At 68.0% G+C, this 17,343-nt stretch carries 19 protein-coding genes; 13 read left to right on the forward strand and 6 right to left on the reverse strand.

Features of this window, described 5'->3' with window-relative positions; genetic code table 11:
* Positions 1 to 30: 30 nt before the first annotated feature.
* The 5 genes from V6M37_RS06350 to V6M37_RS06370 all read left to right on the forward strand — a co-directional run bounded on the left by V6M37_RS06350 (position 31) and on the right by V6M37_RS06370 (position 2,989).
* Positions 31 to 336 carry an HPF/RaiA family ribosome-associated protein gene (locus V6M37_RS06350; RefSeq protein WP_332671682.1) on the forward strand — a complete coding sequence of 102 codons (306 nt, stop codon included), beginning with the start codon at positions 31 to 33 and terminating at the stop codon, positions 334 to 336.
* A 140-nt stretch (positions 337 to 476) separates the two neighbouring features.
* Positions 477 to 1,331, forward strand: coding sequence for a Tim44 domain-containing protein (locus V6M37_RS06355; protein ID WP_332671683.1), 855 nt, complete (start codon positions 477 to 479; stop codon positions 1,329 to 1,331).
* A 285-nt stretch (positions 1,332 to 1,616) separates the two neighbouring features.
* Complete coding sequence (locus V6M37_RS06360) at positions 1,617 to 2,060, forward strand: YybH family protein (protein ID WP_332671684.1); 444 nt, start codon at positions 1,617 to 1,619, stop codon at positions 2,058 to 2,060.
* Positions 2,061 to 2,100: 40 nt separating this feature from the next.
* A complete protein-coding gene (locus V6M37_RS06365) occupies positions 2,101 to 2,514 on the forward strand; it encodes a VOC family protein (protein WP_332671685.1) in 414 nt (137 codons plus the stop codon).
* A 10-nt stretch (positions 2,515 to 2,524) separates the two neighbouring features.
* Positions 2,525 to 2,989: a YciI family protein gene (locus V6M37_RS06370; protein WP_332671686.1), complete on the forward strand. Its 465-nt coding sequence runs from the start codon at positions 2,525 to 2,527 to the stop codon at positions 2,987 to 2,989.
* Between the two features lie 148 nt (positions 2,990 to 3,137).
* Here the strand turns inward: V6M37_RS06370 and V6M37_RS06375 are convergent, their stop codons facing one another.
* Positions 3,138 to 3,599, reverse strand: coding sequence for a PAS domain S-box protein (locus V6M37_RS06375; RefSeq protein WP_332671687.1), 462 nt, complete (start codon positions 3,597 to 3,599; stop codon positions 3,138 to 3,140).
* Between the two features lie 249 nt (positions 3,600 to 3,848).
* Between V6M37_RS06375 and V6M37_RS06380 the strand changes: the two genes are divergently transcribed.
* From V6M37_RS06380 to V6M37_RS06405, 6 genes are all read left to right on the forward strand, one after another.
* The gene (locus V6M37_RS06380; protein WP_332671688.1) at positions 3,849 to 5,477 is read left to right on the forward strand and encodes a cbb3-type cytochrome c oxidase subunit I; all 1,629 of its coding nucleotides are present in this window, start codon (positions 3,849 to 3,851) and stop codon (positions 5,475 to 5,477) included.
* A gap of 3 nt (positions 5,478 to 5,480) precedes the next feature.
* Positions 5,481 to 6,086, forward strand: coding sequence for a cbb3-type cytochrome c oxidase subunit II (locus tag V6M37_RS06385; RefSeq protein WP_332671689.1), 606 nt, complete (start codon positions 5,481 to 5,483; stop codon positions 6,084 to 6,086).
* A 10-nt stretch (positions 6,087 to 6,096) separates the two neighbouring features.
* Complete coding sequence (locus V6M37_RS06390; protein WP_332671690.1) at positions 6,097 to 6,687, forward strand: c-type cytochrome; 591 nt, start codon at positions 6,097 to 6,099, stop codon at positions 6,685 to 6,687.
* Positions 6,688 to 6,698: 11 nt separating this feature from the next.
* Entirely contained in the window at positions 6,699 to 7,325 is a 627-nt protein-coding gene (locus V6M37_RS06395) for an SCO family protein (protein WP_332671691.1), read from the forward strand.
* Positions 7,322 to 7,951 (forward strand): hypothetical protein, encoded by a 630-nt coding sequence (locus V6M37_RS06400; RefSeq protein ID WP_332671692.1) that lies wholly within the window; start codon positions 7,322 to 7,324, stop codon positions 7,949 to 7,951. The genes V6M37_RS06395 and V6M37_RS06400 overlap by 4 nt, the downstream gene beginning before the upstream one ends.
* 270 nt (positions 7,952 to 8,221) lie before the next feature.
* Positions 8,222 to 9,025, forward strand: a complete 804-nt coding sequence (locus V6M37_RS06405) for a proteasome-type protease (protein WP_332671693.1) — start codon at positions 8,222 to 8,224, stop codon at positions 9,023 to 9,025.
* Positions 9,026 to 9,206: 181 nt separating this feature from the next.
* Here the strand turns inward: V6M37_RS06405 and V6M37_RS06410 are convergent, their stop codons facing one another.
* The 3 genes from V6M37_RS06410 to V6M37_RS06420 all read right to left on the reverse strand — a co-directional run bounded on the left by V6M37_RS06410 (position 9,207) and on the right by V6M37_RS06420 (position 12,685).
* Positions 9,207 to 10,277 (reverse strand): BON domain-containing protein, encoded by a 1,071-nt coding sequence (locus tag V6M37_RS06410; RefSeq protein ID WP_332671694.1) that lies wholly within the window; start codon positions 10,275 to 10,277, stop codon positions 9,207 to 9,209.
* A gap of 335 nt (positions 10,278 to 10,612) precedes the next feature.
* Positions 10,613 to 11,818: an NO-inducible flavohemoprotein gene (hmpA, locus tag V6M37_RS06415; RefSeq protein WP_332671695.1), complete on the reverse strand. Its 1,206-nt coding sequence runs from the start codon at positions 11,816 to 11,818 to the stop codon at positions 10,613 to 10,615.
* Positions 11,819 to 11,935: 117 nt separating this feature from the next.
* Complete coding sequence (locus V6M37_RS06420) at positions 11,936 to 12,685, reverse strand: SOS response-associated peptidase (protein ID WP_332671697.1); 750 nt, start codon at positions 12,683 to 12,685, stop codon at positions 11,936 to 11,938.
* A 131-nt stretch (positions 12,686 to 12,816) separates the two neighbouring features.
* Between V6M37_RS06420 and V6M37_RS06425 the strand changes: the two genes are divergently transcribed.
* Positions 12,817 to 13,353, forward strand: a complete 537-nt coding sequence (locus tag V6M37_RS06425) for a metallophosphoesterase family protein (protein WP_332671698.1) — start codon at positions 12,817 to 12,819, stop codon at positions 13,351 to 13,353.
* Here V6M37_RS06425 and V6M37_RS06430 read toward each other — a convergent pair.
* Positions 13,332 to 14,060: a glutathione S-transferase gene (locus V6M37_RS06430; RefSeq protein ID WP_332671699.1), complete on the reverse strand. Its 729-nt coding sequence runs from the start codon at positions 14,058 to 14,060 to the stop codon at positions 13,332 to 13,334. The genes V6M37_RS06425 and V6M37_RS06430 overlap by 22 nt on opposite strands.
* Before the next feature lie 236 nt (positions 14,061 to 14,296).
* Between V6M37_RS06430 and V6M37_RS06435 the strand changes: the two genes are divergently transcribed.
* Positions 14,297 to 16,402, forward strand: a complete 2,106-nt coding sequence (locus tag V6M37_RS06435) for a TonB-dependent receptor (RefSeq protein ID WP_332671700.1) — start codon at positions 14,297 to 14,299, stop codon at positions 16,400 to 16,402.
* Between the two features lie 142 nt (positions 16,403 to 16,544).
* Here V6M37_RS06435 and V6M37_RS06440 read toward each other — a convergent pair whose 3' ends face one another.
* Complete coding sequence (locus tag V6M37_RS06440; protein WP_332671701.1) at positions 16,545 to 17,261, reverse strand: methyltransferase family protein; 717 nt, start codon at positions 17,259 to 17,261, stop codon at positions 16,545 to 16,547.
* Between the last annotated feature and the right edge of the window lie 82 nt (positions 17,262 to 17,343).

A 17,343-nucleotide genomic window follows, 5' to 3' on the forward strand; every position in this document is an offset into this window, starting at 1 on the left:
CCCGGCTCGTCCTGCAACAGGAGGATTCCGATGGAGGTACTCGTCGAAGCCCCGCGGCGCACCGCGGACCGGCTGTCGAACGCAATCCGCGCGCGCCTGCGCTTCGTGCTGCGCCGCCTCGCGTGGCTCGTTCCGCGTGCGGTCGTCCGTCTGTCCGAAGTCGAGCGCGACGCCGGGGGTGCCGGCAAGCGCTGCGAAGTGCGCCTGAACGTCGTCGGCACCGGCGACGTCGTGGTAGCGGCGACGTCGCGTGACTGGCTGCAATCGATCGACGATGCGCTGAAAGGCGCGGCGCGGCGGCTGGAGCGCAAGTACCGGCGCGTGTACGCCGACTGAAAGCATTCCGTTCGTGACCTGCGAAATCCTGTCCCGCCCCGTTCGACCCTCGCGACCGCGCCCGTGCGGCGCTCGTGCCGCACGGGCGGCTTTGTGAAACCTTGTTCCGTGCTGTTCAACCCACTGGAGTTCCTACCTCGATGAAACGCATCCTTCTGACCGTCTTCGCGCTCGTGCTGAGCGTGGGGCTGACCATGCCCGACGCGGAGGCGAAACGCCTCGGCGGCGGCAAATCCTTCGGTACGCAGCGCGACGCGACGCCCCAGGCGCCCACCGCGCCGGCTGCCCGTACCGCCGATGCCCCTGCCGCCGGCGCGATGGCCGGACAGGCGGCGAAGAAGAACAGCTGGCTCGGACCTGTCGCCGGCCTCGCCGCCGGTCTCGGCCTCGCGGCGCTCGCGTCGAGCCTCGGCCTCGGCGAAGGATTCGCGAACATCCTGATGATCGCGCTGCTCGCGATGGCCGCGTTCGTCGTCTTCCGCCTGCTGACGCGCAAACGCGCGGCGCCACAGGGAATGCAGTATGCCGGCATGGGCGCCGGCGGCGGCAGCATCCCGATGTCGGCCCCGCCCGCGGTCGCGACGCCGCTGGCCGGCGCCTCGGCACAGCCCGCTTCGGCGCTTCCCGCGGGCTTCGACGCGGACGCCTTCGTGCGCCAGGCGAAAGTCAATTTCGTCCGGCTGCAGGCGGCCAACGATGAAGGCAACCTCGACGACCTGCGCGAGTTCGTCACGCCGGAGATGTTCGCCGAGCTGCAACTGCAACTGCAGGAGCGCGGCGACGTCGCGCAGCGCACCGAAGTCGTCGACCTGCACGCCGACATCGTCGAATGCGTCGAGGAAGCGCAGCGCTACCTCGTCAGCGTCCGCTTCCATGGCCTGATCCGCGAGGAAAGGGACGCCGCGCCGGTCGCGTTCGACGAGCGCTGGCACCTGACGAAGCCGGTCGCGGGTCCTCGCGGCTGGGCGGTCGCAGGCATTCAGCAGTCCGCGTGACGCGGGCGATGTGACGCTCGCCGCGACGGCGGCGAACACGGGCGCGGCCGGTCTTCCGGTTCGCGCCCGTTTTTTTTGTACGCGTGCGGAGCGTCGCACCGACCGGGGCGATCCGAAAAACCGGGCTGCGGTACCGCGAACCTTGTTCTAGTCTTCAGGATCGCTTTCGACGAGCCCTCGCTCGGGGCGACCCCGCCCGGGCGTCGGGAAATTGCGAGCGCTGCCCGGAGAGCCGGCCGCGGCGCGACCCGCCTCCGCAGCCGTCCCATCGAAGGAGGACAGATCATGAATGCCGAAGCCACCCCGGTCGGCGCCGAAGCCGAAATCCGCGCGATTCTCGAAGACTGGCGGCAGGCCGTCTGCGCCCAGGACATCGGCCGTATCGTCTCGCGCTACGCGCCCGACATCGTCGCGTACGACGCGATCCTGAAGCTGCAGTTTCGCGGCGTCGAGGCGTATCGCCGGCACTGGGAGCAGTGCATGACGATGTGCACGGGGCCGACGGTGTTCGAGCTGCACGAGCTGCAGATCTTTGCGGGCGAGGACGTCGCGTTCGCGCATGCGCTGAACCGCTGCGGCGGCACGGGGCCGGACGGCAAGGAGACGATCGGTTGGATGCGGATGACCGTCGGCTACCGGCGCAGCGACGGACGGTGGCAGGTCGTGCATGAGCACTTCTCGGCGCCGTTCGACATGGAAAGCAGCAAAGTGCTGTGGCTCGAGCCGTAACCGGCTCGCCGACATCGCTGTTCAGGCAAAGGAGCGAATCATGCGACTGAATCCGTACCTGATGTTCGACGGCCAGTGCGAGGCGGCCTTCAAGTTCTACGAGCAGTGCTTCGGCGGCAAGCTCGAGGCGATGCTGCCGTACAGCGACTCGCCGGAATGCGGCGACATCCCGCCCGAGTCCCGCGATCGCATCATGCACGCGTGCCTCGTCATCGACGGCCAGAAGCTGATGGGCTCCGACACGACGCCGCAGTACCCGCACGAGGGCATCAAGGGCTGCTCGGTGACGCTCAACGTCGACTCGATCGCCGAGGCCGAGCGTCTCTTCAACGCGTTGTCCGAAAACGGCTCGGTCATGATGACGCTCGAAAAGACGTTCTGGGCGGTGCGCTTCGGCATGTGCACAGACCGCTTCGGCGTGCCGTGGATGATCAACTGCGAGAAGGACCAGTGAGGGGGCCGCAATGCGCTTCATGATGCTGGTGATCCCGAAGGGCTACGAGAGCGCGCCGCCCGGCACAGCGCCCGACGCGAAGGCCGTCGAGGCGATGATGAAATACAACGAGGCACTGCAGAAAGCCGGCGTGCTGCTCGCGCTCGACGGCCTGCACCCGCCGTCGATGGGCGCGCGCGTGTCGTTTTCGGGCGGCAAGCCGACCGTGACCGAGGGGCCGTTCCCGGAGGCGAAGGAGGTCCTCGGCGGCTACTGGATGATCCGCGTGAATTCGAAGCAGGAGGCGATCGACTGGGCGTCGCGCTCCCCGATGGCGGACAACGAGATCATCGAGATCCGCCAGGTGCAGGAGATGGAGGATTTTCCGCCCGACGTGCAGAAGGCGGCGCAGGGATTGCCGGAGATGCAGAAGGGTTCGCCCGGGCGGTCGGAGCGCGACGCGGACTGTGCCGAGCGGGGCGACCCCGAACCGTAGGTCGGCCCCCGGCGGAGCGATGTCCGGCATTCCACGGCTTTCCGAAACCTTGGCGTCGGCCTTCGCCTGCGGCTCACGCCGACCTGCACAGACCAACGACGTTCGGCGGAGGACGATTCCGGGCGGCCGGGTTTCCGCGGTTCATTTTTCAATCGTTCGGCTGCGCCGGTTCCTGCGGCGTGCGGCTGACGCTTAGCGCGGCTTCGCATTCGCGCAGCCGGCGCTCGTCGTCGCGGCGGCGGGCGCCGTCGCGCGCGATCGCGACCGAGCCGAGGACGCGCCCGCCGTCGGCGACGACCGCGAATGTCATTTCGACGTAGATCGTTTCTCCCGCGCGATTCATCGAGCGGGTGAGGAGCGCGCGCCGCCCGAACTTGGTCGCGCCGCTCTGTATCGCCCGATCGAAGCCCGCCCAGTGCGCGGCGCGCAGGCGCTCGGGAATGATCAGCTCGACGCTCTGCCCGACGGCCTCGGCCTTCGCGAAGCCGAACAGCGCTTCGGCGCCGGCGTTCCATTCGCGGATGACGCCGTCGCGGTCGGCGTAGATCAGCGCGTCGCCCATCTGTTCGGCGATCAGGTGGTACAGGTCGGAAGAGGTGTCTGCGTTCATCGCGGGGTCTCCGGGTTGGCGTTTCGAGGACGGAAAGGCGGCGCCGCTGTCGTTCGGTGCGCCTTCGAAGCATCGTCCCGCGGCGTGCTGCGCTGCGCGCGGCGACCGGTCGGGCCTTCGGGCGCAGCCAGGGGCCGCGAAACGTCGTGGTTCTCTGGAAAGTATATTTGGCGAATTGCTTTTTTTCCTGCACCGCAATAACATTCGCGTCAAATACATCTTTAAAACAGGCCCCCGACCCCGACAGCCATGGACATCCCGACCTTACTGCTTTCGTCTTTCGTTATAGCCGTCTCGGCGCTGCTTTTTTTCATCTGGTCCCTGCGCAAGGGCGTGCTCGATCCCGATCCGGCCGCCGCGAAGGTGATCTTCCCGAAAGGCGAGATCGGCCGGGTCGAGGAACCGGCCGTCACGGCCGCCACCGAACGCCAGCTGCAGCACAGCGTCGCCGCCCACCCGCCGGTCGAAGCGGACGCCGGCGAAATTCAGGCGCGGCTCGAAGCGGACCGCTCAGCGTCGCGGCCGGCGTTCGTGCTGCTCGGCTTCGCGGTGCTGTGGCTGCTGGTGGCGTCGTTCGCCGGGCTGACGAGCTCGATCAAGCTGCACGAGCCGGACTGGCTGACGCAGTACGCGTGGCTCACGTTCGGCCGCATCCGCACGCTCCACCTCAACGCGGTCGCGTACGGCTGGGCACCAATGGCGGCGCTCGGCATCGCGCTGTGGATGATGCCGCGACTGCTGAAGACGAAGCTCGTCGGCGCGCGCTTCGCGATCGCGGGCGCGGTGCTGTGGAACATCGGCCTCGTCATCGGGCTCGTGTGCATCGCGCTGGGCATCAACGATGGCATGGAGTGGCTCGAGATTCCGTGGCAGGTCGGCACGTTGTTCGCGGTCGGCGGCGCGCTGATCGGGCTGCCACTGGTGTTCACGCTGCGCCGCCGCAAGGTCGAGCACCTCTACGTGTCGGTGTGGTACATGGGCGCGGCGCTGTTCTGGTTCCCGGTGCTGTACCTCGTGGCGAAGCTGCCGGGCGTGCACTTCGGCGTCGAGCAGGCGACGATGAACTGGTGGTTCGGCCACAACGTGCTCGGCCTCTTCTACACGCCGCTGTCGCTCGCCGCGGTCTACTATTTCCTGCCGAAAGTGATCGGCCGGCCGATCCAGTCGTACAACCTGTCGCTGATCGGCTTCTGGTGCCTCGCCTTCTTCTACGGCCAGGTCGGCGGCCACCATCTCGTCGGCGGGCCGGTGCCCGAGTGGCTGGTCACGCTGTCGATCGTGCAGAGCATGATGATGATCGTGCCGGTCGTCGCGTTCTCGGTGAACCAGCACCTGACGATGCGCGGCCGCTTCGCGGCGCTGCGCCATTCGCCGACGCTACGCTTCATCGTGCTCGGCGGAATGATGTACACGCTGAGCTCGATCCAGGGCTCGTTCGAGGCGCTGCGCAGCATCAGCACGGTCACGCATTTCACGCACTTCACCGTCGCCCACGCGCATCTCGGCCTGTACGGCTTCGTGACGCTCGTGATGTTCGGCGCGATCTACTTCGCGATGCCGCGCATCGCGTCGCGCGAATGGCCGTACCCGAAGCTGATCGCGGCGCACTTCTGGCTCGTGACGGTGGGCTTCGCGATCTATTTCGTGACGCTGACGGCCGGCGGCGTGCTGCAGGGCCTCGCGATGCTCGACGCGAGCCAGCCGTTCATCGAGTCGGTGCGCGTGACGCTGCCGTACCTGCAGGGTCGCTCGATCGGCGGCGCGCTGATGACGTTCGGTCATCTCGTGTTCGCCGCGCACTTCACGGTAATGGCGCTGCGCCGGGGGCCGCAACGCAACGAAGCCGCCTTGCTCCGTCCCCTCGTTCCGGCGGTCTGAATCATGGAAAACGGCGTCAAACTCATCTCCGGCGCGCTGGTCACGCTGGCCGTCGCGACCGCCTCGCTCGTGGTCATGCCGTACGTGCAACTGAAGGACGTGCCGCCCACGCCCGGGCTGAAGCCCTACACCGAAGTCGAACTGCGCGGGCGGCAGGAATACATCAAGCAGGGCTGCATGTACTGCCATTCGCAGCAGCCGCGCGACCCGAGCCAGGCGCCCGACGGCGAGCGCGGCTGGGGGCGGCCGTCGGTCGCGAGCGACTACTACTACGACCGGCCGCACCTGCTCGGCACGATGCGCACCGGCCCCGACCTGATGAACATCGGCGCGCGCCAGCCGAGCGCCGACTGGCAGCTCGGCCACCTGTACCAGCCGCGGGCCTACGCGCCGGGCAGCATCATGCCGGCATACCCGTTCCTCTTCGCGATCAAGGACGCGGCGGAACCGGGCGACAAGGTCGTCGCGCTGCCGCCGGAGTTCGCGCCGGCGCAGGGTGTCGTCGTCGCGACGCGCGAGGCGCAGGACCTCGTCGCGTACCTGCTCGCCCTCGACCGCACTTTCCCGGCGCTCGCGCCGCTCGCCGCCGCGCCTGCGTCCCCGCAATGACACGGAACCGATGATGACCGACCGAAACCACAACGACATCCCGCAGCGGCGCGAGAACCCCGACCCGCACGAAGCGCTGCACCCGGTGCCGAAGATCCTGCTGGCGATGATCGGGGCGCTCCTCGTCTGGGCGGTGTCCTACATCTACACCGCGCAGCCCGACACCGAGCCGGCGCTCGGCGACCGGCGCGGCCTCGACGTCCTCGCCGCGGTGCCGGCGAAGGCCGTCGACGGCGGTCAGCTCTTCGCGGCCAACTGCGCTGCGTGCCACCAGGCCAACGGCGTCGGCATCCCGCAGGTCTTTCCGCCGCTCGCCGGCTCCGAGTGGGTGACGGGCGACGAGCGCAAGCTGATCCAGGTGCTGCTGCACGGTGTGACCGGTCCGATCGAGGTGGCCGGCGCGAGCTACAACGGCGCGATGCCGGCGTTCGGCGACAAGCTCGACGACGAGGCGCTCGCCGCGCTGCTCACCTACCTGCGCGGCGCGTGGGGCAACGCGGCCGGGCCGGTCACCGCGGACGCCGTCGAGGCACAGCGCAAGGCGAGCGCTGGGCGCAGCGCGCCGTGGAACGGCGGCGCCGAACTCGCGGCGCTGAAGTAGGGCGCCCCGCCGTGCGCACCGCCGTCGCCGTCGTGGTGTTCGCGGTCCTCGCGCTCGCTGCCTTCGCCGGCATGACCGATGGTTTCCGCGTCGTCACCAGCGATTCGGCGCGCCGACTCGCGGCGGTCGAGCGTCCGGTCGCCGTCGCGGACGCCGCGCTCGTCGATGCGAGCGGCGGCGTCCGCGCGCTGCACGCCAACCTCGCGGACGATGGGCGCATCGCCATCGTCGATTTCATCTACACGCGCTGCGACTCGATCTGCACCGTCCTCGGCAACGAGTTCCAGCAACTGCAGCGGGAGATCGTCGCGCAGGGCCTGCAGGACCGCGTGCGGCTGCTGACGATCAGTTTCGATCCGGCGCACGACGACCCGGCGACGCTTGCCGGCTACGCGAAGCGGATGACGGCGGATCCCGCGCTGTGGCGTTTCGCGACCGCGGCCGACCCCGACGAACTCGCGCCGCTCCTCGCGAGCTTCGGCATCGTCGTCATTCCGGACGGGATTGGCGGCTACGTGCATAACGCCGCGCTTCATGTCGTCACCGCCGGCGGCCGGCTCGTGCGCATCCACGATCTCGGCAATTTCCGCCAGGCGCTGTACGACGCTGCCGGGCTCGCGGGCGGAGCGCGCGGATGAACCGCCGACTCTCCGCCCGACTCTGCGCGATCGTCGCGCTGTCGGCGATCTCCGCCTGCGCGGTGCCGCCGCTGCGCGGCTGGCTCGAAGCCGACATGGCGCGTCATATGCTCATGCAGTTTCCGTTGCTCGTCGCGGCCGGCGCGCTGCTCGGCGCGTCGCTGCCGGGTCCCGGGCGCGACGCGATCGCCGCGTTCAACGCGCACGGCCTCGCCGGCTTCGCGATGTTCCTGCTTGTGACGGCGTTCTGGATGATTCCCCGCGCACTCGACGAGGCGCTGCTGTCGCCCGCGGTCGAGGCCGCGAAGTTCGCGTCGCTCGTCACCGCCGGCGCCGCGATGGCGCTGTCGTGGCGCGCCGCCCCGCCCGTCGTGCAGGCGTTCTTCGTCGGCAACTGGGCGTGGATGAGCGCGGCCGTCGGCCTGCTCTACGAGGACGCGCCGGCGCGGCTGTGCAACTTCTATCTGCTCGACCAGCAGACGGTCGCGGGCCGCGGACTCGTCGCGCTCGCGGTGATCGTGCCGCTCGCGTGGATCGTGTCGCTCGCGCGCAGCGGCTACCTCGCGGATCTACTGTCCGACGCGCCGCGCCGCGCCTCTCCGGACGCCTGCTCGCAGCGGAACTGAGGCGGAATCGACGCGGAATCGACGCGGCTTTGGCGACGAGTCGACAGGGAATCGAGGCGGGCGCCGCGATTGCAGCGCCCGTTTCCGCCTCCGATGCGTAGATCCATCGCACAAAACCCGTGCGGCCCGGTCTAAACGCGCAGCCTGTCTGCCTGTAGCGCAGAATATCGTCCGCTGTACCCGACTGTCCGTTCAATCGGGAGATCCCGCCGCGCCACGGCCTTCCCGCGCGTCGCGCACGGCGTCTTCCTCGCTCGAACCGGGGGACTCATGACTTACTGTGTCGCCATGCGTCTCGACGCAGGTCTGGTTTTCCTGTCCGATTCCCGCACCTACGCGGGCGTCGACCACATCAACACCTTCCGCAAGATGCATTTCTTCGAGCGCCGCGGCGAGCGCGTGCTGGTGCTGATGACCGCCGGCAATCTCTCGATCAGCCAGTCCGTCGTCAATACGCTGCGCGAGCGGATCGAAGGCGGCGGCGCGCGCAACCTGTGCAACGTGCCGACGATGTTCGAAGCGGCGAAGCACGTCGGCGACTGCCTGCGCGAGGTTCACGCCCGCGACGGCGAAGCGCTGAAGGAATTCGGCGTCGATTTCTCGGCCGGCCTGCTGCTCGGTGGCCAGGTCAATGGCGAGGAGCCGCGGCTGTTCCAGATCTACGCGGCGGGCAACTTCACCGAAGCCACGCAGGAGACGCCGTATTTCCAGATCGGCGAGTCGAAGTACGGCAAACCGATCATCGTGCGTGTGGTCACGCACCAGACTTCGCTCGACGACGCGGTCAAATGCGCGCTGGTGTCGATGGATTCGAGCATCCGCTCGAACCTGTCGGTCGGCTTGCCGCTCGATCTGCTCGTCTATAAGCGCGACGCGCTCGAGATCGGCCACCACGTGACGATCCGCGAGGACAACGCGTACTTCGAGCGGGTGCGGAAGCTGTGGAGCGCGCGGCTGCGCCACGCCTTCGACGAATTGCCCGACCCCGACTGGGAGAAGATCCAGCTCACCGCCGAGGCGCTGCGCGAACAAGCGTGCTCGACGAAGACGCGCGAGGAGACGCGCGAAAGATAGGCGCGAAAGATAGGCGCGAACGGCGTCGCGAACGAAGGCCGCGCAAGGGCCCGGCGAAAGCGCGCCGCGCGAGACGCTACGCGCGACGCTGCGAAAGATGCCACAAAAAAAGCCGCAGCGACCGCTGCGGCTGTCATCACGGCCGGCCCGCTCGTCGCGGCGCCGGCCGATTCCGTTACGGCTACTCTTCCTTGCCCTTGCCGCGGGATTCCGAGCCCGACTTCGTCGAGGACGACCCTGAAAGGCCCGAGAAACCGCCGGACGACGAGCCGGTGCGGCCCTGTTCGCTGCCGCTGCGCAATTCCTGGCCCGACTGCTGCGTCTCGACGCGGAGGCGGTTTTCGATGTCCTGCACGCCCCAGCAGTCGTCGACGATGTCTTCGATGCGATGGCGCATCTGGCGGCTCGGTACCGTGCCTTCCAGTTCCACGCGTCCGTTCTTCACTTCGATGCTGACTTCGCTCACGTCGATGCCCTGCTCGTCGACGAGGCGCTCGCAGACCATTTCGCGGATACGCTCATCCGAGCGCGCGTAGTTCTTCGGCCCCTTGCGAGTGCGCGACGTTTCGGTCTGGCCCCAGCCGGCCTGCATCCCGCCGCGGAATCCGCCGTAGCCGCTGCTCGTCTGGGTCTGGCCACCCATCATGCCCTGCTGCGACTGCTGTCCCCAATCCTGCTGGCCGGACATGCCGTAGCCCTGCTGGTTGCCATACCCCTGCTGCTGGCCGAAACCGCGCTCGTGCTGCTGGCCGTAGCTTTGTCCCATCCCCTGCTGCGGCTGGTACTGCCCGTAGCCTTGCTGCCCGTAAGTCTGCTGCGGTTGCTGCTGGCCGAAGCCCTGCTGCCCGTAGCTCTGGCCGAGGCCTTGCTGCGGCTGATGCTGGCCGTAGCCTTGCCCGTATCCCTGCTGGGACTGCTGGCCCCATCCCTGCTGCCCGATGCCCTGTTCGTGCTGCTGCCCGTAGCCGTGCTCGCCGTAGCCCTGCTGTCCGTAACTTTGGCCGAACCCCTGCTGCGGCTGCTGCTGTCCGTAGCCTTGCTGTCCGAACCCTTGTTCGTGCTGCTGGCCGTAGCCCTGCTGGCCGTAGCCTTGGCCGATGCCCTGCTGCGACTGATGTTGTCCGTAACCTTGCTGGCCGTAGCTCTGCTGTGGCTGCTGGCCCCAGCCCTGTTGGCCCTGTTGCGAATGCTGACCGGACCGTTCCTGGTCGTAACCCTGCTGACCATGTCCATGCTCGCGCTGCGATCTCATTTCGACGTCTCCTCAGCTGGCAATTAAAACGGGGGTGTAACGTGTCTGGAAACAGGCGGCGTTCGGTACGCCGGCCATCAGACCGTTCGCTCTCAGCAATGGGTGTGCCCCATAACGGGCAGATGTCGGCCGCGGAGCGCGTTAGGCCGGGCGGCACGCTTGCTGGTTTTCGCCCCGCTTCAACGTAGTTCGCAGTGGGAGAAGTTACAAGGGCTTGTAAGTGGGACGAGTGGCGGGACGAGTGGCGGCGCCGGCACGTCGTCCCGCTTCGCCGCGCAGCGACGCTCGTCCCGCAAGGGCTGCCGCCCCCGACACGGGCGGCCGGGGGGCTTCGCCTACGCGGCGATCTGCTGGTCGGGCCCGAACACTTCGTAATGGATCCGGTCGCGCCCGATCCCCCAGCCGAGCAGCGTGTCGCGCTGCTTCAGCATGAACGGCAGCGGGCCGCACAGGTAGTAGTCGGCATCGGTGAGTTCGACGCGCGCGCGGATCCGTTCGAGGTCGACGATGCCTTCGAAGTGGTAGTCGCGTCCGGCGACGTCGTCCGCGGCCGGCGCGTCGTAGAACACGACATGTTCGACGTGCGCCCGGTCGGCCGCGAGCTGCTCGACGTGGCCTTTCAGCGCATGCACGCGCCCGTTGCGCGCGCCGTGCACGAACACCGCGCGCCGGGTCGTCGGCGCCAGCGCGTTCAGCATGCTGACCATCGGCGTCAGCCCGACGCCGCCGCTGACGAGCACGACCGGCGTGTCGCGCTCCTCGTGCAGGTAGAAGTCCCCGTAGGGTGGCGACAACCGCAGCGTTTCGCCGATCGCGACCGCGTCGTGCAGCCGGTTCGACACCGCGCCGGCCGGGTCCTGGCCTTCGCGCTTCACCGAGATGCGGAAATAGCCGGTGTTCGGCGCTTCGGACAGGCTGTACTGCCGGATCTGCTCGACGCCGAGCTCCGGGATGTACAGCACGATGCTGATGAACTGGCCGGGGACGAACGGCGGCAGCGCGCCGCTGTCGGCCGGGCGCAGGTAGAACGACGTGATCAGCTCGCTCTCGCGCACCTTGCGGTCGACGACGAACTCGCGCCATCCGCTCCAGCCGCCCGGGGCCGTCGCCGACGCGCGGTACAGCTCGGTCTCGGCGGCGATCAGCACGTCGGCAAGCTCGCCGTAGGCTTCGGCCCACGCGGCGATGATCTCGTCGGTCGCGGCCTCGCCGAGCACCTCGCGGATCGACGCGAGCAGATGCCGCCCGACGATCGGGTAGTGGTCCGGCCGGATGCCGATGCTCGCGTGCTTGTGCGCGATGCGCGATGCGACCGGCGCGAGCGCCGACGGGTTCTCGATGTTCTGCGCGTACGCGAGCACGGCCAGCGCCAGCGCCTGCTGCTGCTGGCCGCCGGCCTGGTTGCCGAGGTTGAAGATGTTCTTCAGCTCGGGTTCGTTCGAGAACAGGCGGTCGTAGAAATGGGTCGTCAACGCCAGCCCGTGCGCCTGCAGCGCCGGGACGGTGGCCTTGACGAGTTCGATTGTGCGGGGAGAGGGCATTGGGGAAACTTCCTTTAAAGATCTATTTTGGACTCTACTTTGAGCGGCGAGGGTATACGGCTACGCCGCGCGAGGCAAGCCGGAACCGGAGCGCCGGACGCGGGGCAGGACAAGCGATCATCTTTTCGCGTCCCCGAGCGAGCGACGGGGCCGATCCGTCTGCGCCGAAACGTCCGCTGCCCAAGGTCCGCCCGTCGCGGGCGCCAGCGGTGCCACGAGTTGCGGTCCCTGGGCGCGGACGTTGCCGACCGCGCCGTCGACCGGAAATGCCTCGATCCGCTCGGGGTCGCAGTGCTGCGCGATTTCGACGAGCAGGGCGACGTCGGTGACCTCCGGGTCGAGCCAGTCAGCGTAATTCTCCGGCGCGATGATGACCGGCATTCGCTCGTGGATTGGCGCGATGGACTCGTTCGCGGCCGTCGTCAGGATCGCGAACGATCGAACCGGCCCGTCCGAGCCATCGCGGCACTCGAGGAGGCCACCGAAGCCGAGCAGCGACTCGCCGCCCGCGGAGCGAATGAAATACGGCTGCTTGGAGTCCGGCCCCGGCCGCCATTCATAGAAACCGCACGCGGGCACGAGGACGCGCGAGTGCCGAAATGCGGCGCGGAACATCGGCTTGCCCGCCGCCGTTTCGAGCTTCGCGTTCACCGGCCGGCGCGCCTGGCCGACTGCAGCGACCCACGACGCCAGCAGTCCCCATTGTGCCAGCACGATCTCGCGGCGGCCGCACTCCGCCGCGCGGATCACCGGGACCCTCTGGCTTGGCGCCACATTGTAGGTGTCGGCCCACTCGAATTCCGTCTGGGTGCCGAACTGCTCGCGCAGCCGCGACGAGGGTCCGAACAGTGCGTAGCGTCCGCACATCAGCAGTCCGCCGCTCGACGGGCGCGCGCTTGATGAACGTGCCCCTCGCATCTGCTGTCCGACCCCCGTCCTCCCGACTCGTCCTCCGGAGCCGCCGGTTTCCGGCGCCCTGTCACCCTGCTCATCCAGCCATGAAAATCGCCGTCGTCTCCGACACGCACATGCCGCGCTTCGCGAAGGCGCTGCCGCTTGCGCTGCGCGAGGGGTTCGCCCGCGAGGAGGTCGCGCTGATCTTGCATCTCGGCGATTTCACGGCGCCCGAAGTCGCAGAACGCTTCGCCGCGGTCGCGCCGTTCGACGCGGTCGCCGGCAACAACGACGGGCCCGAGCTGCAGCAACGCTTCGGCCGGCGCAAAGTGCTCGACGTCGGAGGCGTGAGGATCGGGATGACGCACGGCGACGGTGACGGCAGGACCACGCTCGCGCGGGCGCTCGGCGCATTCGCGCCCGCCGAGGTGGACGTGATCCTGTTCGGCCACAGTCACGCGCCGTACTGCGCCCGTCACGGCGACGTCTGGGTGATGAATCCCGGCTCGCCGACTGACAAGCGGACGAATCCGCGCTATTCGTGGGGCGTGCTCGAATTGCGCGAGGACGGCGTTTTTCCCGCGCTGCACTACTACGACGATAAGAGCGCCGGCGGTGATCACGGGTCGAGTTCGGGGTAGTGGCGGAAAATGCCGGACTCGTTGAACGGCTGGCGGCGGGGTGACGCGAGATAGGCGGCGATGTTCGGCCGCGCGGCGACGCGGACGTGGAGGTCGGCGAGGCGCGGAAGCGCCGGTTCGAGCCGCGCCATCGAGTTCGGGAACGCGTAGCGCAGGCCGGCGACGAGCTGGAACAGCGACAGGTCGACGTAGCCCAGCGCATCGCCGATCGTCCACCCGGTTCGGCAATGGTTGCGCGCGACGACCTGTTCGAAATAGCCGAGAAATTTCGACATGCGCACTTGCGTCAAGTCCGCCGCGCGCCGCGCTGCCTCGGGTTTCTGATCTTCGTAGTAGAGGCTCCCCGCGATCGGGTGGTGGACGTCGTGCGCCTCGGCGACGACGTCGGCGATCGTCAGCTGCAGCTGGTGCGCCCATAGCTTGCCGGCGTCGTCGGGCGGCGCGAGGCCGAGCCGCGGGCCGAGAAACAGCAGAATTGCCGCGGTCTGGCCGATCACGAGCTCGCCCGCCTTCAGGAACGGCGGCGCAAAGGGCGGACGCTCGCAACCCGGATCGTCGACCAGCGCAGTGAGCGCGCCGATCCCCTCGCCCTCGGCTTCCGGCCGACGCGCCACGTCCAAGTAATCGGCCCCCGCTTCCTCGAGCGCGAGCCGGACGAATTCGCCGCGCCCCTGGATTCCGGGCCAGTAATAGAGTTCGTAGGTCATGTAGTGGTCCTTCGGACGACGATCGTCGGGAACGTTATTAGGCCGATCGACCGGTGGCGGGGTTCCGGCCGGAATGCAATTGCGAACTACTTGCGTATGAGAATGTTTCACATTTATGATGCGAATCGTTCTCACTTATGCCCGGGTTCTCCCGGCATCCCGAACAGGTTTCGATTCCCGGCAAGCCAGGCGACATCTCTCCAAGCCAGCCGAACATTCAGCGAGGAGCAACACAGATGTCGTTTCAGATCCGCATGAGGCCGGCGGCCGTCGCCGTATGCGCCGCGCTCGGCGCCGCCAACGTCTCGTATGCCGCCGATGCGGTGCTCGCGCCGGTGCTCGTCAATGGCGAAGCCGAGCGCGCCGACGGTCCGGTGCAGGGCTACCGTGCGACGCGCTCGGCGACCTTCACGAAGACCGATACGCCGCTGAAGGAAGTGCCGGCGTCGATCACCGTCGTGCCGGAAGAGGTCATCGAGGACCAGGGGATGCGCGGCATGGCGGACGTGTTGCGCTACGTGCCGGGGACGACCGCCGCGCAGGGCGAAGGCAACCGCGACCAGATGGTGATCCGCGGCAACAACACGACGGCCGACTTCTTCGTGAACGGCATCCGCGACGACGCGCAGATCTTCCGCGACCTCTACAACGCCGAGCGCGTCGAAGTGCTGAAAGGGCCGGGCGGCATGGTGTTCGGACGCGGCGGCGCCGGCGGCGTCGTCAATCGCGTGACGAAGCGGCCGACGTTCGCACCCATCGGCGAAGCGAGCCTCACCGTCGGCAGCTGGGACCAGCTGCGCGGCACCGTCGACGTCGGCAACAGGATCAACGACGTAGCCGCCTGGCGCCTGAATGCGGTGGCCGAGAAGGCGAACAGCTTCCGCGACGGCGTCGATCTCGAGCGCTACGGCGTCAATCCGACGATCACCTTCACGCCGGGCGGCAACACCGCGCTGACCTTCGGCTTCGAACATTTCCGCGACGAACGCACCGCGGACCGCGGCGTGCCGTCGCAGAACGGCGAGCCGTTCGACGACAGCCGCAGCCGCTTCTTCGGCAACGCCGACCAGAGCGAGTCGCGCACCGGCGTGGACGCGCTCACCGCGGTGCTTGAGCACGACTTCGGCGGCGTGCAGCTGAAGAACAGCTTCCGCGCGGCGCAGTACGACAAGTTCTATCAGAACGTCTTCGCCGGCAGTGCGATCAACGGCGCGGGGAACCTCTCGATTTCGGCCTACAGCAATTCGAACGACCGCCTGAACGTCTTCAACCAGACCGATCTGACGACGAAGTTCGCGACCGGCGGCCTCCAGCACACGCTGCTCGCCGGCATCGAACTCGGCTATCAGGACAGCGACAGCCGCCGCAAGACCGGTCAGTTCGCACCGGGCACGAACATCGTGCCGGCAAGCAATCCGTTCGCGACGGCGATCCGCTTCATTCCTGTTGTCACCCCAACCGGGGGCGACGCGAACAACAACGTCGAGTCGGAAACGTTCGCAGCGTACCTGCAGGACCAGATCGCGCTGAACGAGCAGTGGAAGGTGCTCGCCGGCCTGCGCTACGACAAGTTCGAAGTGGACTTGGACGACAAGCGTCCGGTGAACGCCGACGCGTCGAGCACCGACGAGGAAGTGAGCCCGCGTTTCGGCCTGATCTGGACGCCGACCCCGGCGCAGACCTACTACGCGAGCTACAGCTATGCGTTCCTGCCATCCGGCGAACAGCTCAGCATCAATCCGGATACGGAAGACCTCAAACCCGAGGAGGCGATCAACTATGAAGTTGGCGCTCGCTGGGATCTCGCTCCGTCACTGACCCTGTCCGCAGCGGTATTCCGCTTGGATCGAGAGAATGTCCGAGCCCCCGATCCGGTCAACCTCGGGTCCTTCATACAGACTGGCGAGCAGCGGACGGAGGGCTTTGAAATCGGGCTGCAGGGTGAGATTACGCCGTGGTGGCAGATCTTTGCTGGCTACGCGAACCTCGACTCTGAAATCACGAAGTCGACCACGGTACCGAAGGGGACGCAGATTGCACTGGTCCCCGAGCATATGGCGTCGATCTGGAACCGCTTCGATCTCGGCTACGGGTGGGGTGCCGGCCTCGGCCTGATTAACCAGTCGTCGAGCTATACGTCGACCACCAATTCGGTAAAGCTGCCGTCCTTCACCCGCGTCGACGGCGCGGTCTACTACACCTTCAACGATCGCAAGACGCGCCTCGCGCTCAACGTCGAGAACCTCACCGACAAGGAATACTTCCCGACCGCGCACAGCGACAACAACATCAGCCCGGGCGCGCCGCTCAACGCGCGGCTGACGCTCAGCACGCAGTTCTGACGTAGACGCGTCACGATTCGAAGGCCCGCGCCGGCAACGGTGCCGGCCTTCGTTCGGATGCGGCGACTCCACCGTCTTTCATTCATCGCCGCGTGCGGGAGCGCGCGACGACGACCCGCCGACGCGGTTCCCCCGCGCAACACTACGGCGACGACCGCGGTGCTCGTCGCGGGTCGCCGTGCCGCCCGCCCTGGGGCTTCCCGTGCGCCTCTTGCGCGTCGCGGGTCAGCGCCTCCGCCTCGGCTGCGCCGAGAATCCTCCCGGGCCACGGCACCAGGCCATTCACCCGCTGCCGGTAGCGCGCGTACGCGTCGCCGTGGAATTCGAGCAGCTTGCGCTCCTCGAGCAGCGAGCCGAGCCAGAAATACAGCGTCACGCAGATCGTGCTCGTCAGCCGCGCGGCGTCCATGTCGCGCGTCCACAGGATCACCAGCGCGAACGCGTACCACGGGTGCCGCACGTAGCGATGCAGCGGCGACAGCCGCAGCGCACCGTCGTCGCCCGCCGTGGCATCGCGGCTGCGCCACTGCGCCGTGCCCGCGAACACTTTCATGTCGTAGTAGCGCGTCGACCAGACGAAGCCGGCGATCGCCGCGAGCGCGAGGCCGTCGGCGAGCCACGCCCAGCCGCCGCTCCAGCGCCACAGCAGCGGCCCGTGCCACGCGACCGTCAGCCACAGCGGCGGCACGAGGAGTACGACCGCGACGGCATTGAACATCAGCCGGTAGCTTCGCATCGCGCCCGGAAAGCGCGCCTCGACCCGGTGCTTGACCGTCAGCGAGGCGAGCACGGAATGCACGACGGCGTAGGCGAGCCACGCGGCGGCGAGGGTGGCGATCTGACTGGTCGATAGGGTCATGGGCGTCGGGGCGTTCTTCGGGTGGCCGGCGGAACGGACTGGATCGGTGACCGCCCGCGTGTGCTGCGCGGCGGATTGACGG

It is taken from the genome of Aromatoleum sp. (assembly GCF_036675785.1).
Taxonomy (GTDB): Bacteria; Pseudomonadota; Gammaproteobacteria; order Burkholderiales; family Rhodocyclaceae; genus Aromatoleum.